Genomic DNA, 14,059 nt, shown 5'->3' on the forward strand with positions numbered 1-14,059 from the left:
GCCGTCAGACGATCCGCAGCGGGTGGTGCGGCCCGTCCGGCAGCTCGATCACGATCGGGTCCCCGGGCCGCACCACGCCCCCGGCACGCACGACGCTCATGACGCCGGTCAGCGGTCGGGGCGCGCCGTCCCCGTCCCGCTCGACCATCCGCTTGAGCAGGCCCTTCTGGAGGCCGTCGATCTGCGCGCAGGGGTTGCGCAGCCCGGTGACCTCGACCACGGCCTCGCCGCCGAGCCGCAGCAGCGCCCCGGTGGGCAGGCCCAGCAGGTCGATCCCGCGAGTGGTGACGTTCTCCCCGAGCTGACCCGCGGTGACGGAGAAGCCCGCCTCGCGGACCTCCTCGAACAGCTCCTCGTGGATGAGGTGCACCTGCCGCAGGTTCGGCCGCGTGGGGTCCTTGCGCATGTGGAAGCGGTGCTTGACGGTCACGCCCGCGTGCACGTCCCCCTCGACGCCGAGCCCGTCGAGCAGCGTGATGGCGTCCCGGTTCGGCTTGGTGAACGCATACGTCCCGTTGCGGCTGACCGCGGTCACTTTCCCCATGCGGCGAAGCCTACGGGTTCGCCCATTCCCGCAGATCGGCGGCGTCGGTGAAGGCCGCCACGTCCCTGTCCAGGGGGTCGTCGGTGTACTGGTGGAACGTCCAGTCGGCCTGGATCCTCGGCCTGCCCGCGCTCACGTAGTCGGCGATCCACAGACCGTCGCCCGCGTAGGACGTGCTGTCGACGTTCAGCCAGAAGTTGCGGTTGCAGTACAGGACGACCCGGTTGTCCGGGCGCAGTTCCTTGAGCTTGCGCAGGAAGCGGTCCTTCTCGGCGTTGCTCGCGTGCGTGCCCTCGCCGGTGGTCTCCCAGTCGACGGCGAGGATGTCACCGGCCTTGTCCGGGGCCTTGGCGAGGAAGTACTCGGCCTGGGCGGTGATGTTGCCCGGCCACAGGAAGTGGTAGAGCCCGACGACGCAGCCGGCGTCACGGGCCCGCTTCACCTGCGAGTTGAGCTTCGGGTTGACGTAGGAGCGGCCTTCCGTCGCCTTGACGAAGACGAAGGAGAGACCGTCGGTGGAGAAGGACGACGACTGGTAGGCGCTGACGTCGATGCCGCGCAGCATGGCGACTCCTTGTGCCGTGGGGGGCGGGGAAGTGGGGGGAGCGGCGAGAAACGCCAACTTCCTTGCCTTTTCCCTCACTTCGCGGTGCCCACCCCTGTACGCACGGAAGGGGCCTCAGCACTCGATGATGTTCACCGCGAGTCCGCCGCGCGCGGTCTCCTTGTACTTGACGGACATGTCCGCGCCGGTCTCCTTCATGGTCTTGATGACCTTGTCGAGGGACACCTTGTGGGAGCCGTCGCCGCGCATGGCCATCTTCGCCGCCGTGACGGCCTTGACCGCCGCCATGCCGTTGCGCTCGATGCACGGGATCTGGACCAGGCCGCCGACCGGGTCGCAGGTCAGGCCCAGGTTGTGCTCCATGCCGATCTCGGCGGCGTTCTCGACCTGTTCGGGGCTTCCGCCGAGGACCTCGGCGAGCGCGCCCGCGGCCATCGAGCAGGCGGAGCCGACCTCGCCCTGGCAGCCGACCTCGGCGCCGGAGATGGAGGCGTTCTCCTTGAAGAGCATGCCGATGGCGCCCGCCGCGAGCAGGAAGCGCACGACGCCCTCCTCGTCGGCGCCCGGCACGAAGTTCACGTAGTAGTGCAGGACGGCGGGGATGATGCCGGCGGCGCCGTTGGTGGGCGCCGTGACCACACGGCCGCCCGCCGCGTTCTCCTCGTTCACGGCCATCGCGTAGAGCGTGATCCACTCCATGGCGTGGGCCAGCGGGTCGCCGTCCGCGCGCAGCTGGCGGGCCGTGACGGCGGCCCGGCGGCGCACCTTGAGGCCGCCCGGCAGGATGCCCTCACGGGACATGCCGCGCGCGACGCACGCCTGCATCACCCGCCAGATCTCCAGGAGGCCCTCGCGGATCTCCTCCTCGGTGCGCCAGGCCCGCTCGTTCTCCAGCATCAGGGCGGAGATCGACAGGCCGGTCTCCTTCGTCAGGCGCAGCAGCTCGTCGCCCGTGCGGAAGGGGTACTTGAGGACCGTGTCGTCCAGCTTGATGCGGTCCTCACCCACCGCGTCCTCGTCGACGACGAAGCCGCCGCCGACCGAGTAGTAGGTCTTCGACAGCAGTTCCTCGCCGTCGGCGCCGAACGCCCACAGCGTCATGCCGTTCGCGTGGTACGGCAGGGCCTTGCGGCGGTGCAGGACCAAGTGGTCGTCGAAGGAGAAGTCGATCTCGTGCTCGCCGAGCAGGGCGAGCCGGCCGCCGGTGCGGATGGCCTCCACCCGGGCGTCGGCGCCCTCGACGTCCACCGTCCGCGGGGACGCGCCCTCCAGACCGAGCAGGACCGCCTTGGGGGTGCCGTGGCCGTGGCCGGTCGCGCCCAGGGAGCCGTACAGCTCGGCGCGTATCGAGGCGGTCGGGGTCAGTAGGTCCTCGTTGCGCAGCCGCCGGGCGAACATGCGGGCCGCGCGCATCGGGCCCACCGTGTGGGAGCTGGACGGGCCGATGCCGATCGAGAACAGGTCGAAGACCGAGATGGCCACGGGTAACTCCTCAGGGTTTCGGCGGACGCCGTTGTCAGCCGGTCGTGCGGGGCGGTGCATGCGGCGGGGCACCGCGCTCGGTTTCCAGTGTGCGCGGTGCCCCGGACGTTCGTACGAGAGAAGACGCTGTCATGAAAAGACGCGTACGGCAAAAAAGCGTACGAATTTACTTCAGGCCGGGGTACAGCGGGTGCTTGTCGGCCAGAGCGGACACCCGGGCCTTGAGCGAGTCCGCGTCGTACGAGGGCTTGAGCGCCTCGGCGATGATGTCCGCGACCTCGGTGAAGTCCTCGGCCTGGAAGCCGCGGGTGGCGAGGGCGGGCGTGCCGATCCGCAGGCCCGAGGTGACCATGGGCGGGCGCGGGTCGTTCGGGACGGCGTTGCGGTTGACCGTGATGCCGACCTCGTGGAGGCGGTCCTCGGCCTGCTGCCCGTCCAGCTCGCTCTCGCGCAGGTCGACCAGGACGAGGTGCACGTCCGTGCCACCGGACAGGACGTCGACGCCGACGGCCTTGACGTCGTCCTGGACCAGGCGCTCGGCCAGGATCCGGGCGCCGTCCAGCGTGCGCTGCTGGCGCTCCTTGAAGTCCTCCGTGGCGGCGACCTTGAAGGACACGGCCTTGGCGGCGATCACGTGCTCCAGCGGTCCGCCCTGCTGACCGGGGAAGACGGCGGAGTTGATCTTCTTCGCCAGCTCGGCCGTGGAGAGGATCACGCCGCCGCGCGGGCCGCCCAGCGTCTTGTGCGTGGTGGTCGTGACGACGTGGGCGTGCGGCACCGGGTTCGGGTGCAGGCCCGCCGCCACCAGGCCGGCGAAGTGCGCCATGTCGACCATCAGGTAGGCGCCGACCTCGTCCGCGATCCGGCGGAACGCGGCGAAGTCCAGCTGACGCGGGTACGCGGACCAGCCGGCCACGATCAGCTTCGGCTTCGACTCCTTGGCCAGCCGCTCGACCTCGGCCATGTCGACCTGACCGGTGGCGTCGTCGACGTGGTACGCGACCACGTTGTAGAGCTTGCCGGAGAAGTTGATCTTCATGCCGTGGGTCAGGTGCCCGCCGTGCGCGAGGTTCAGACCCATGATCGTGTCGCCGGGCTTGAGCAGCGCGAACATCGCGGCGGCGTTGGCCTGGGCACCGGAGTGCGGCTGGACGTTGGCGTGCTCGGCACCGAAGAGCGCCTTCACGCGGTCGATGGCGATCTGCTCGACCACGTCGACGTGCTCGCAGCCGCCGTAGTAGCGGCGGCCCGGGTAGCCCTCGGCGTACTTGTTGGTGAGGACCGAGCCCTGGGCCTCCATGACCGCGACCGGAGCGAAGTTCTCCGAGGCGATCATCTCCAGGGTGGCCTGCTGGCGGTGCAGCTCGGCGTCGACCGCGGCGGCGACGTCCGGGTCGAGTTCATGAAGGGGCGTGTTCAGAAGCGACATCAGTCGGGAGTCCTTAGCCTGCGGTGAATTCGGTGTACTCGTCCGCGGAGAGCAGGTCGTCCGGCTCGTCCGTGACGCGCACCTTGAACAGCCAGCCACCCTCGAAGGGGGCGGAGTTCACCAGGGACGGGTCGTCCACGACGTCCTGGTTGGTCTCGGTGATCTCGCCGGTGACCGGGGCGTAGAGGTCGCTGACCGACTTGGTCGACTCCAGCTCGCCGCAGGTCTCACCCGCGGTCACGGTGTCACCGACCTCCGGGAGCTGGACGAACACGACATCGCCGAGCGCGTTGGCCGCGTGCTCCGTGATGCCGACCGTCGAGACGCCGTTCTCGGCGCCCGACAGCCACTCGTGCTCCTTGCTGTAGCGCAGCTGCTGGGGGTTGCTCATGGCCTGGATTCTCCTGTACGCGGGGGACTGCTGATGCAGCGGGGACGTGGATGAGCTGGGCGGACGTGCCCGGGGGTGCCCGGCGCCGCGAGGGGCGCCGGGGCCGGGGTCACCGGGATCGCCTGGGGACCAGTGTCACTTCTGGCGCTTGTAGAACGGCAGCGCCACGACCTCGTACGGTTCGTGGCTGCCCCGGATGTCGACCCCCACACCGGCGGTGCCGGGGGCGGCGTGCGCGGCGTCGACGTACGCCATCGCGATCGGCTTGCCGAGCGTGGGGGAGGGGGCACCGGAGGTGACCTCGCCGATCACCTCGCCGCCGGCGACGACGGGGTACCCGGCGCGGGGCACGCGGCGGCCCTCGGCGACGAGCCCGACGAGCACGCGCGGCGGGTTGTCCGCGGCACGGGAGGCCGCCTCGGAGAGGGCCTCGCGGCCCACGAAGTCGCCCTCCTTCTCGAACTTCACGACCCGCCCGAGGCCGGCGTCGAAGGGGGTGAGCGACGTCGTCAGCTCGTGCCCGTACAGCGGCATGCCCGCCTCCAGGCGCAGCGTGTCGCGGCAGGACAGGCCGCAGGGGACGAGCCCGGCCGGGGCTCCCGCCTCGGTCAGCGCCTGCCACAGCTTCTCGGCGTCGGCCGGCGCCACGAACAGCTCGAAGCCGTCCTCGCCGGTGTAGCCGGTCCGCGCGATCAGCGCCGGGACGCCCGCGACGGTGCCCGGCAGACCCGCGTAGTACTTCAGGCCGTCGAGGTCGGCGTCGGTGAGCGACTTGAGGATCCCGGGCGACTCCGGGCCCTGCACCGCGATCAGCGCGTACGCGTCACGGTCGTCGCGCACCGCGGCGTCGAAACCGGCCACCCGCTCGGTCAGCGCGTCCAGCACCACCTGGGCGTTGGAGGCGTTCGCGACGACCATGTACTCCTGCTCCTGGAGCCGGTACACGATCAGGTCGTCGAGGATGCCGCCGTCCGCCCGGACGATCATGGTGTAGCGGGCGCGGCCGACACCGACCGAGGCGATGTTGCCGACGAGGGCGAAGTTCAGGAAGGCGGCGGCCTCGGGGCCGGTGACCGTGATCTCGCCCATGTGGGAGAGGTCGAAGAGACCGGCCTTCGTGCGGACCGCGAGGTGCTCGTCGCGCTCGGAGCCGTAGCGCAGGGGCATGTCCCAGCCGGCGAAGTCGGTCATCGTCGCGCCGAGAGAGCGATGCAGGGCATCGAGCGCGGTGTGACGGGGGGCGTTACTGCTCATCGGTGGGGCTCCCAAGGCATGACGGCGAGGTCGTTCCTCCCCATCTGTCATCGGAACCTGAGAGGTTCATCACGACCCGGCGAACCGGTGGTCCTGACTTGCACCTTGGGTGGAGCCACTGGTCAGCGGCCCGCTTTTCAGATGTGCCTCGCCCGCGCGGTATCGGGGCCTGAGAGATTCAAGGGAGGGACTTGCTCCTTCGGCGCCCGGGCGGATGTGCCCCGGGACTCTCCCGCGCGGATTCAAGCGGCCGGTATGCAGTTGGCGGGCACATCATTGCACGCATCCGTGAAACCCGGCAGGGGCGGCCCGTCCGGCGGCCGGCCGAGGACCTGTGACGGGTCTGTGGCAGGACGGGGACGGAAACGGGAGGCGCCCCGCATTACCTTCTCTTTACACTCGACGGGGATGGGACTCGGGATCCGAGGGGGAGGACGACCAGGGTGAACAGGACCACGGCGTACGCGACGAGTTCGGGCCTCGCACTGCCGGAACAGCCCGCGGCCCAGGCCCGGAAGGCGCGCGGGCGGTCCGGGACCGTCGTCCGCGACCTGCGCGAGCGCGCGGGACGCAGCCCGCACGGGCTGTCCTTCGGCCCGGCCGACCTGGTCGTGGTGACCGGACTGCCCGGCAGCGGCAAGTCGACGCTGATGCGCCGGGCCGTGAGCGGCGCCCGCGTCGACTCCCAGGACACCCGCGACCGCTGGGACACCCGCCTCTCCCGCTTCCTGCCGTACGCGCTCTACCGCCCCGTCGTCCGCGTCGCGCACTACGCCGGACTGCGCCGCGCGCTGCGCTCGGGAGCCGGCGTCGTCGTGCACGACTGCGGCACCCAGGCCTGGGTGCGCCGCTGGCTCGCCCGCGAGGCCCGGCGCCGCGGCGGCACCCTGCACCTGCTGCTCCTCGACGTCCCGCCGGACACCGCCCTGGACGGCCAGCGCGAGCGGGGCCGGGGGGTCTCGCGCTACGCCTTCCTGCGCCACCGCCGCGCCGCCGGCCGGCTGCTGCGCGCCGCCGAGAAGGGCGACCTGCCCGAGGGCTGCGGCTCGGCGGTCCTGATCGACCGGGCCGCGGCGGACGTGCTGCGCCGCATCGACTTCGGCGACTGACCCCCGTACGCGCCCACCGGCTAGGGTTTCCAGCCGGAACAGCGGTTCACAGCAGGCGGTAGACAGATGGACTTCCCGGCACAGGCGCACCCGCACCCCCATCCGCACGGCGGATGGCCAGGCAACGAACTGGAGGAGGTGCTCTCCGCATCCCTCGGAGTCCCCTCGGCGGGCGCCCGGATCGTCGAGGTGCTCGGCCGCAGCTTCCTGTGGATCCCGCTGCCGAACGGCGGCGGCCCGCACAGCGGCCCGCTCGACCTCCCCACGATGGAGATCGCGGGACAGGCGTACGTCCCGGTCTTCAGCTCGGAGGAGCAGTTCCGCCAGGTCGCCGGCGGGCACATGCCGTACACGATCGCGCCCGCCGTGGAGTTCGCGCGCGGCCTGCCCCCGCAGGTCGGCCTCGCCGTCAACCCCGACGGTGTGGTCGGCGTGCCGCTGCCGCCGCCCGCCGTCGCCGAACTGTGCCGCACCGGACGGACCCCGCTGGACGGTCCCGCGAGCGGCGGCCGGGTCCGGCTGTTCGAGCCCGACTGGCAGGACGACCCGGTCGACTTCCTGTCCGCCGCCTCCGCCGAGTTCGCGGCGACCGGCGTCGTGCTGACCGCCCGCCGCTGCCTGGCCAGCATCGAGGGCGGCGACCCGGTGATGTTCGTGGGCGTCGAGCTGTCCGACTGGGAGGGCCCCGCGCGCACCTACCCGCTGGACGCCCTCGGCCGGGCGCTCGGCCGGGTCCCGGTGGACCGGCCGGTGAACCTGGTCCTCCTCGACGTCACCCAGGATCCGGTGGGCGACTGGATGCGCGCCCAGGTGCGGCCCTTCTACCAGCGGGAGTACTGACCGGGCGGGCCCGGCCCCCGGACGGGCGCCCGACGCCACGCGAACCGGCGAAGCCGAGCGTCAAGTTCCTGTCAGGAACGCCGCTTAAGCTGGTTTCATGGCTCGGTCGAGGTGTTGACGTGCTCCCGGACGGGGAGGCCGCGCGAGCGCCCCGGGGGCAATGGGTGAGTTCATGATGATCTGTTCGCGAAGGGGCGGTTGAAGGTGAGCGCGTCGGGCACGGCCGCGGCCGGGCAGGTCGAGCACATGCTGCGCCAGGTGACGCCCGGGCGTTACGACGCCTACGAGGCGCTCCTGCGTGCGCTCGCGACCCCTTCGAACGGCCAGATCTGGATGCTGCTCTGGCACGGCCAGGCCGGCTCGCCGGACGCCCAGTACGGGAACATGGAGGTGGGCGGCTACGGCTACGCCCCCTGCGTGACCTCGGCCCAGGAGCTGTCCGCCAGCGGCTGGAACAGGTCGTACGAGGTCGTGGACGGTCTCGACGTCGCCCGCACCCTCTACCCCGACCACTTCGGGCTCTGGCTCAACCCGCACGCCCCCGGCGGGGGCGTCGGCATCCCCTGGCTGGATCTGCGCCGGATCGCCACCGGCCTCGAACGCCAGCCCGCGGGACCCCTGCGGCTGTCCGAACCGGCCATCGAGATCCCGCAGTTCTACGCCCTCCTCACGCAGAACGCGCACCGCACGTCCGCCGTGCGCTCGCTGCGCCGCGCCTGGGTGCAGCCCGCGCTCGGGGCGCCGTACCTGGCCATCGGTCTCGACGTCTACGACACGTCACCGGCCGCCGTCGACTCGGTGCGGGCGATGATGCAGCAGTCCGTCGGCGCGGTCCCGGACGGGCTGCCCGTGTCCACCGTCGCGATGTCCGACGCCTACGACCCGGTGGCCATGTGGCTGCGCGCCAACGCGCGGCCCTTCTACGACCGTGAGGCGCACGCGGCACCCGCGCAGGCCCCCGCGGCCGGCGGCTACGGCTACCCACAGCCACGGCCGTACTGATCTCCCATCCGTCGGAAAACCGGGCTGCGCCGCGTCCTGCGGACGCGGAACCCGGCGCTGACCAGCGCGCTCGAAGGCGGAAGTACGGGATGTCCGTGTTGCGGACGAGGTGAAAGGAAAGCGTCCCCCGTGGGACCTTGCGGCCCAATTGCCCCCTGTCCGACCCCCGTTACCCGCCGTCCGGATAACGGAACCCCCCAGCCCGCATCACGTTTAGGCATCCATTCACCGCCAAGTCTGGCAACAGATCGCCGAGGCGTTGAAGACTCCCGGTCCAGGGGTGTTCGCCCCTTTGTACGACGGACTGATCATGCCGCTACCAGCGGCACGTGTGGGCCGGCTACCGCCGGTTGAGAGGGGTCCCTGCCACGATGACGGCACCATTGCACGAGCCGACCGCTGAAGCGGCCCCGAGCGCGGCCGAGGAAGCGGCGGTTGTCAGCGCCGATCCGAAGGCGGTTCAAGGACGCTCTCTCGGCCGGATCGCCTGGGAGCGCCTCAAGCGGGACAAGCTGGCCCTCACGGGCGGTGTCGTCGTGCTCGTGCTGATCGTGATCGCGATCCTCGCCCCGGTGATCGCCAACCTGGTCGGCCAGGATCCCGAGTCGCACCACGAGAACCTGATCGACCCGCTGTTCTCCACGCCGACGGGTTCCCTCGGCGGCATCAGCGGCGACCACCTGCTCGGCGTCGAGCCGGTGAGCGGCCGCGACATCTTCGCCCGCATCATCTACGGAGCCCGCATCTCGCTCCTCGTGGGCTTCCTGTCCGCGCTGGTCGCCGTGGTCCTCGGGACCGTCCTCGGCATCCTCGCGGGCTTCTTCGGCGGCTGGGTGGACGCGGCCATCAGCCGTGTGATGGACGGTCTGCTGGCCTTCCCGCAGCTGCTGTTCATCATCGCCCTGGTCTCCGTCATGCCGAACGAGATGCTGGGCCTCACGGGCACCGGCGTGCGCCTGTTCGTCATGATCCTGGTGATCGGCTTCTTCGGCTGGCCCTACGTCGGCCGCGTGGTGCGCGGCCAGACGCTCTCGCTGCGCGAGCGCGAGTACGTGGAGGCGGCACGGAGCCTGGGCGCCGGGCGGTTCTACATCCTGTTCAAGGAACTGCTGCCCAACCTCATCGCGCCCATCATCGTGTACACGACGATGATGATCCCCACCAACATCCTCACCGAGGCGGCGCTCAGCTTCCTGGGTGTCGGCGTCAAGCCGCCGACGGCCTCCTGGGGACAGATGCTCTCCTCGGCGATCGACTACTACGACTCGGATCCCATGTACATGGTGATCCCCGGTGTGGCGATCTTCATCACCGTGCTCGCCTTCAATCTCTTCGGCGACGGCGTGCGTGACGCGCTCGACCCGAAGGCTTCCCGCTGAACTGCCGTACCCCCGGGGCCTGTGAATCATTCGCAGGCCGCCTACATCATTTCGGAGGATCCGAGATCGTGACTACCCAACGCACCACAGGGCGGCGCAAGCAGGCCGTGGCCGCAGCTGCCGTGGTCGCAGCACTGCTGAGCACGGCTGCGTGCGGCGGCGGCGACGACAACAACGGCGGCGGCAAGAACGGCGGCGCTGCCGGCTTCAACGCCGGTAACAACAAGGTCGCCAACGCCTCGTCGAAGAAGGGCGGCGAGCTCAAGTTCGCCGGCGCCCAGGACGCCGACTCGTGGGACACCACCCGCGGTTACTACGGCTTCGCGTGGAACTTCATGCGCTACTACAGCCGTACGCTCGTCACGGGCAAGGCCGCGCCGGGCAAGGCCGGGGCCGAGCTCACCCCCGACCTCGCCGAGGGTCTCGGCAAGGTCTCGGACGACGGCAAGACCTACACGTACACCCTGCGTGACGGCGTCACCTGGGAGGATGGCAAGCCCATCACCTCCAAGGACGTCAAGTACGGCATCGAGCGCCAGTGGGCGCAGGACGTGCTGTCCGGCGGTCCGGTCTACCTGAAGGACCTCCTGGACCCGAAGGGCGAGTACAAGGGCCCCTACAAGGACAAGTCCAAGGACAAGCTCGGCCTGAAGGCCATCGAGACGCCGGACGACAAGACGATCGTCTTCAAGCTCCCGAAGGCGAACTCGGACTTCGAGGACATCCTCGCCCTCGCCTCGTCCGCGCCGGTCCGCCAGGACAAGGACACCAAGTCCAAGTACGGCCTGCACCCGTTCTCCTCGGGCCCGTACAAGTTCGAGAGCTACACCCCGAACAAGAGCCTGACGCTGGTTCGCAACACCGAGTGGAAGCAGTCCTCGGACCCGATCCGCAAGGCGCTGCCGAACAAGATCTCGATCAAGTTCTTCACCAACGCCAACGACCTGGACCAGCGCCTGATCGCCGGCGACTACGACCTGGACCTCGCGCAGACCGGTCTGTCGCCGCAGGGCCGCACCACCGCCCTGAAGCAGCACAAGGGCAACCTGGACAACCCGGTCTCCGGCTACATCCGTTACGCGGTCTTCCCGCAGACGGTCAAGCCGTTCGACAACGAGCACTGCCGCAAGGCCGTGATCTACGGCGCCGACCACAAGTCGCTCCAGACCGCGCGCGGTGGCCCGGTCGCCGGCGGTGACATCGGCACCAACATGCTCCCGCCGTCCGTCCCGGGCTCCGAGGGCCAGAAGTACGACCCGTACAACGCCGCGAAGAACGACGGCGCCGCGGACATCACCAAGGCCAAGGAAGAGCTCAAGGCCTGCGGCAAGCCGAACGGCTTCAAGACCACGATCGCGGTCCGCAACAACAAGCCCGTCGAGGTCGCGACCGCCGAGTCCCTCCAGGCGTCGCTGAAGAAGATCGGCATCACCGTCGACATCGAGCAGTTCGACGGCGCCCAGACCACCGGCATCATCGGCAGCCCTTCGAACGTGAAGAAGAAGGGCTACGGCATCATCATCATGGGCTGGGGTCCGGACTTCCCGACCGTCCAGGGCTTCGGTCTGCCGCTGTGGTCCGGCAAGTACATCCTGGAGAGCGGTAACAACAACTTCGCGATGATCGACGACAAGACCATCAACGGTCTGTTCGACGACTACGTGAACGAGCTGGACGAGGCCAAGAAGGTCGAGCTGGCCAAGGAGATCAACCACAAGGTGATGGAGGGCGGTTACTACCTGCCCTTCGTCTTCGAGAAGTTCATCAACTGGCGCTCGAACCGGCTGACCAACGTCTACACGACGGACAACTACAGCGGTCAGTTCGACTTCGTCAACCTCGGCGTGAAGTAATCCCGACCGGCGCACCCGCCATAAGGCACGAAAGGCAGGTGAAGGCCGGAGCGGTGTGAGCCGTGGGCCACCGGAAGACCTCCGGTGGCCCACGGCCCCGCCGTCGGGCCGAGAGCAGTGCTCGCTTACCTCATCAGGCGGCTCTTCGCCGCCGCAGTGATGCTGGTGGTCATCATTCTGGTGGTCTTCGGCATCTTCTTCCTCGTCCCCAAGTGGGCGGGGGTCGACCCGGCCACGATGTTCGTGGGCAAGCAGGCAGACCCCGCAGCCATCGAGGGCGTGCGGGAGAAGCTCGGTCTGGGCGACCCGATCTTCGTCCAGGTGTGGGAGTTCTTCAAGGGCATCTTCGCGGGGCGCACGTACGCGTCCGGCGGCGACGTCACGAACTGCGCCGCGCCGTGCTTCGGTTACTCCTTCCGCAGCGAGCAGGCCATCTGGCCGCAGATCACCGACCGCTTCCCAGTGACCCTGGCCCTCGCGCTCGGTGCCGCTGTCCTGTGGCTGATCTTCGGTGTCGCGGCGGGTGTGCTCTCCGCGCTCAAGCGCGGTTCCCTCTGGGACCGCGGTGCGATGGTCGTCGCCCTCGCCGGCGTCTCGCTCCCCATCTACTTCACCGGTCTGCTGTCGCTCGCGATCTTCAGCTACGGGCTCGGCTGGCTCGACGCCCAGTACGTCCCGCTGGAGGACGGCTTCGGCGGCTGGATCGGCGGCATGATCCTCCCGTGGATCACGCTCGCCTTCCTCTACGCGGCGATGTACGCGCGGATCACCCGGGCCACCATGCTGGAGGTCATGGGTGAGGACTACATCCGCACCGCCCGTGCCAAGGGCCTGCGCGAGCCGGTCGTCATCGGCAAGCACGCCATGCGCTCCACGATGACGCCCATCCTGACCATGCTCGGCATGGACCTCGGCGCCCTCATCGGCGGCGCGATCCTGACCGAGACCACGTTCAGCCTCCCCGGCCTCGGCCAGGCGGTGCTGAAGGCGATCAGCGACAAGGACCTGCCCGTCATCCTCGGGGTCACGCTGATCACCTCCCTCGCGGTGATCGTCGCCAACCTCGTCGTGGACATCCTGTACGCCGTGATCGACCCCCGAGTGAGGCTCGCATGACCGACCTCAGCAAGAGCGGAGCCGCGGTCGGCGAGCCTGTCACGGGCTCTCCCGCACCGTCCGCCTTCCTCGAAGTGCGCGACCTGAAGGTCCACTTCCCGACCGACGACGGTCTCGTCAAGTCCGTCGACGGGCTCAGCTTCACGCTGGAGAAGGGCAAGACCCTCGGCATCGTGGGCGAGTCGGGCTCCGGCAAGTCGGTGACCTCGCTCGGCATCATGGGCCTGCACACCGCCGGCCAGTACGGCAAGCGCAAGGCCCAGATCTCCGGTGAGATCTGGCTGAACGGCACGGAACTGCTGTCCGCCGACCCCGACTACGTGCGCAAGCTGCGTGGCCGCGAGATGGCGATGATCTTCCAGGACCCGCTGTCGGCGCTGCACCCGTACTACACGATCGGGCAGCAGATCGTGGAGGCGTACCGGATCCACCACGACGTCGACAAGAAGACCGCGAAGCGCCGCGCCGTCGAGATGCTCGACCGCGTCGGCATCCCGCAGCCGGACAAGCGCGTCGACAGCTACCCGCACGAGTTCTCCGGCGGTATGCGCCAGCGCGCGATGATCGCGATGTCGCTGGTCAACAACCCCGAGCTGCTCATCGCGGACGAGCCGACGACCGCCCTCGACGTCACCGTCCAGGCGCAGATCCTCGACCTCATCCGGGACCTGCAGAAGGAGTTCGGCTCCGCGGTCATCGTGATCACCCACGACCTGGGCGTCGTCGCCGAGCTGTCCGACGACCTCCTGGTGATGTACGGCGGCCGCTGCGTCGAGCGCGGTCCCGCGGAGAAGGTGTTCTACGAGCCCCGGCACCCCTACACCTGGGGTCTGCTCGGCTCGATGCCGCGGCTGGACCGCGAACAGACGGAGCGCCTCATCCCGGTCAAGGGCTCCCCGCCCTCGCTCATCAACATCCCGTCCGGCTGCGCCTTCAACCCGCGCTGCCCGTACGCGGACGTCCCCAAGGACAACGTCACCCGCACGGTCCGCCCCGAGCTGTCCGAAGTGGGCAGCAAGCACTGGGCCGCCTGCCACATGACGCAGGAGCAGCGGGAGCGGATCTGGACCGAAGAGATTGCGCCCAAGCTGTGAG

At 69.6% G+C, this 14,059-nt stretch carries 13 protein-coding genes and 2 riboswitches; of the genes, 7 read left to right on the forward strand and 6 right to left on the reverse strand.

Translation table 11 applies throughout. The features are described from left to right. Window positions 1-4: 4 nt before the first annotated feature. The 6 genes from ACZ4VA_RS35980 to gcvT all read right to left on the reverse strand — a co-directional run bounded on the left by ACZ4VA_RS35980 (window position 5) and on the right by gcvT (window position 5,665). Window positions 5-544: an MOSC domain-containing protein gene (locus ACZ4VA_RS35980; RefSeq protein ID WP_356243807.1), complete on the reverse strand. Its 540-nt coding sequence runs from the start codon at window positions 542-544 to the stop codon at window positions 5-7. Between the two features lie 10 nt (window positions 545-554). Then, window positions 555-1,109, reverse strand: coding sequence for a glycoside hydrolase family 25 protein (locus ACZ4VA_RS35985; RefSeq protein WP_355794030.1), 555 nt, complete (start codon window positions 1,107-1,109; stop codon window positions 555-557). 114 nt (window positions 1,110-1,223) lie between these two features. Next, a complete protein-coding gene (locus ACZ4VA_RS35990; RefSeq protein WP_356171618.1) occupies window positions 1,224-2,591 on the reverse strand; it encodes an L-serine ammonia-lyase in 1,368 nt (455 codons plus the stop codon). Window positions 2,592-2,757: 166 nt separating this feature from the next. After that, window positions 2,758-4,020 carry a serine hydroxymethyltransferase gene (glyA, locus tag ACZ4VA_RS35995; protein WP_355793246.1) on the reverse strand — a complete coding sequence of 421 codons (1,263 nt, stop codon included), beginning with the start codon at window positions 4,018-4,020 and terminating at the stop codon, window positions 2,758-2,760. 13 nt (window positions 4,021-4,033) lie between these two features. Next, window positions 4,034-4,411, reverse strand: a complete 378-nt coding sequence (gcvH, locus tag ACZ4VA_RS36000; protein WP_355793244.1) for a glycine cleavage system protein GcvH — start codon at window positions 4,409-4,411, stop codon at window positions 4,034-4,036. A 135-nt stretch (window positions 4,412-4,546) separates the two neighbouring features. Then, on the reverse strand, window positions 4,547-5,665 hold the full coding sequence (gene gcvT / locus ACZ4VA_RS36005) for a glycine cleavage system aminomethyltransferase GcvT (protein WP_356171623.1): 1,119 nt from the start codon (window positions 5,663-5,665) through the stop codon (window positions 4,547-4,549). A gap of 34 nt (window positions 5,666-5,699) precedes the next feature. Continuing rightward, window positions 5,700-5,812: riboswitch (glycine riboswitch) on the reverse strand. After that, window positions 5,813-5,910, reverse strand: a riboswitch (glycine riboswitch). Between the two features lie 198 nt (window positions 5,911-6,108). On the opposite strand from gcvT, the gene ACZ4VA_RS36010 reads away from it, so the two are divergent. The 7 genes from ACZ4VA_RS36010 (at window position 6,109) to ACZ4VA_RS36040 (ending at window position 14,058) form a co-directional block, all read left to right on the forward strand. Beyond that, window positions 6,109-6,774 carry an AAA family ATPase gene (locus tag ACZ4VA_RS36010; protein WP_355794899.1) on the forward strand — a complete coding sequence of 222 codons (666 nt, stop codon included), beginning with the start codon at window positions 6,109-6,111 and terminating at the stop codon, window positions 6,772-6,774. Between the two features lie 66 nt (window positions 6,775-6,840). Further along, a complete protein-coding gene (locus ACZ4VA_RS36015; RefSeq protein WP_356243800.1) occupies window positions 6,841-7,614 on the forward strand; it encodes an enhanced serine sensitivity protein SseB in 774 nt (257 codons plus the stop codon). A 204-nt stretch (window positions 7,615-7,818) separates the two neighbouring features. Next, window positions 7,819-8,616, forward strand: a complete 798-nt coding sequence (locus ACZ4VA_RS36020; protein ID WP_355794028.1) for an enhanced serine sensitivity protein SseB C-terminal domain-containing protein — start codon at window positions 7,819-7,821, stop codon at window positions 8,614-8,616. Window positions 8,617-8,987: 371 nt separating this feature from the next. Further along, complete coding sequence (locus ACZ4VA_RS36025; protein WP_356171629.1) at window positions 8,988-9,995, forward strand: ABC transporter permease; 1,008 nt, start codon at window positions 8,988-8,990, stop codon at window positions 9,993-9,995. Window positions 9,996-10,063: 68 nt separating this feature from the next. Further along, window positions 10,064-11,848 carry an ABC transporter substrate-binding protein gene (locus tag ACZ4VA_RS36030; protein WP_355793040.1) on the forward strand — a complete coding sequence of 595 codons (1,785 nt, stop codon included), beginning with the start codon at window positions 10,064-10,066 and terminating at the stop codon, window positions 11,846-11,848. Window positions 11,849-11,965: 117 nt separating this feature from the next. Then, on the forward strand, window positions 11,966-12,964 hold the full coding sequence (locus tag ACZ4VA_RS36035; RefSeq protein WP_468084089.1) for an ABC transporter permease: 999 nt from the start codon (window positions 11,966-11,968) through the stop codon (window positions 12,962-12,964). Continuing rightward, window positions 12,961-14,058, forward strand: coding sequence for an ABC transporter ATP-binding protein (locus ACZ4VA_RS36040; protein WP_355793024.1), 1,098 nt, complete (start codon window positions 12,961-12,963; stop codon window positions 14,056-14,058). Before ACZ4VA_RS36035 ends, ACZ4VA_RS36040 begins: the two co-directional genes overlap by 4 nt. Window position 14,059: the final 1 nt, after the last annotated feature.

Source organism: Streptomyces sp. NPDC028308 (assembly GCF_055565855.1).

Excerpts from the sequence above, each read along its gene's own strand:
- ACZ4VA_RS35980 (WP_356243807.1), bottom strand. The coding sequence starts at position 544 with ATGGGGAAAGTGACCGCGGTCAGCCGCAACGGGACGTATGCGTTCACC.
- ACZ4VA_RS35985 (WP_355794030.1), bottom strand. The coding sequence starts at position 1,109 with ATGCTGCGCGGCATCGACGTCAGCGCCTACCAGTCGTCGTCCTTCTCC.
- glyA (WP_355793246.1), bottom strand. The coding sequence starts at position 4,020 with ATGTCGCTTCTGAACACGCCCCTTCATGAACTCGACCCGGACGTCGCC.
- gcvH (WP_355793244.1), bottom strand. The coding sequence starts at position 4,411 with ATGAGCAACCCCCAGCAGCTGCGCTACAGCAAGGAGCACGAGTGGCTG.
- gcvT (WP_356171623.1), bottom strand. The coding sequence starts at position 5,665 with ATGAGCAGTAACGCCCCCCGTCACACCGCGCTCGATGCCCTGCATCGC.
- ACZ4VA_RS36015 (WP_356243800.1), top strand. The coding sequence starts at position 6,841 with ATGGACTTCCCGGCACAGGCGCACCCGCACCCCCATCCGCACGGCGGA.
- ACZ4VA_RS36025 (WP_356171629.1), top strand. The coding sequence starts at position 8,988 with ATGACGGCACCATTGCACGAGCCGACCGCTGAAGCGGCCCCGAGCGCG.
- ACZ4VA_RS36040 (WP_355793024.1), top strand. The coding sequence starts at position 12,961 with ATGACCGACCTCAGCAAGAGCGGAGCCGCGGTCGGCGAGCCTGTCACG.